The organism is Acidithiobacillus albertensis (assembly GCF_001931655.1).
Classification (GTDB): Bacteria; Pseudomonadota; Gammaproteobacteria; order Acidithiobacillales; family Acidithiobacillaceae; genus Acidithiobacillus; species Acidithiobacillus thiooxidans.
Genome location: NZ_MOAD01000109.1, coordinates 1 through 1058 on the forward strand (window position 1 = coordinate 1; position 1058 = coordinate 1058).

The following is a 1058-nucleotide window of genomic DNA, read 5'->3' on the forward strand; positions in this document are numbered from 1 at the left end:
TATCAGCGTTCATAGGCATGTCAATAAAAGATCAAAAGTGATAAAACGTGCCACCACAGCATTTTTAGAAAATAGGCGCTGAAACCCCTATGAATGCTGGGGCGGCGTTACGAAATTGACGATTTTTGCCGATGAACTGTCGAACTCGGGGGGCCAAGCTGCGGCATAACCAGATTGCCGGTAACCTGTATGGACTGCTCTGGCAAAAAGCCCGTGGCAGTCACTGTCAGGTTCTGAACAGCGATATGAAAGTGCGGGTGGAAGCTGTAGATGCCTTTTATTACCCCGATGTGGTGTTGCGTTGTGGCGCGCCGTTGTCTGGAGATACCCTCTATCTGGAAGATCCTTGCCTTATCGTCGAAGTATCGTCGGCGAGCACGGCGAATGTGGACCGTCGTGAAAAGCTACAAGCTTATCAGACGCTCCCTAGCCTGCAGGAATATGTTTTGGTGGATAGCGAAAAAATCGTTGTCGAGGCATTCCGCCGGCATCCTGAAGGTTGGTGGTACGAGTTGTTGAATGACCCTGAAAGCGATCGTTTGCGCTGCCAATGTGTCGACCTGGCACTTTCAGTAGAGGAGATCTATGCGGGCGTCGATCTGCCTTCAGCTTTGCCGACGGATTGAATGCCGCCCTGATGCTACAATGGGCCGTGTGCTTGACTGGGTTATCCAGGATGATGCGCTGATCAGCTGGTGCTGACATGCACCAGGCCGGGGAAAAGTGCTGCCAGACCATTGGCAATGAAGGTGACGGCAATGGCAGCCAGGACCAGCCCGAAAATTCGGGTGGATATGTTGATGCCGGTTACGCCCAGACGCCGTGACAATGGCCGGGCCAGGCGCAGCGCCGCGTAGGCGACTCCGGCAATGATCAGGATGTCCAGAATCAATAGCCCGCTGGCAAACCAGGAAGCATTTTTATGATGGGCAATAATCACCGTAATCATGGTACCCGGACCCGCCATGAGGGGAATGGCCAGTGGTACCACGGCTACTGCTTCCTTGCTCATGCCCTCGGCCGTTTCTTCCGGAGTGTGGCGGTAACGGCTGGATTTT

The 1058-nt window shown here is 53.8% G+C and carries 2 protein-coding genes; one reads left to right on the forward strand and one right to left on the reverse strand.

The annotated features are described in order from the left end of the window. The first annotated feature begins 131 nt into the window (after positions 1 to 131). Entirely contained in the window at positions 132 to 626 is a 495-nt protein-coding gene (locus BLW97_RS18365) for a Uma2 family endonuclease (RefSeq protein ID WP_075324198.1), read from the forward strand. 62 nt (positions 627 to 688) lie between these two features. Here BLW97_RS18365 and BLW97_RS18370 read toward each other — a convergent pair. Next, positions 689 to 1058, reverse strand: a 370-nt coding sequence (locus tag BLW97_RS18370; protein ID WP_278278545.1) for a MarC family protein, incomplete at its 5' end; no start/stop codon positions are given.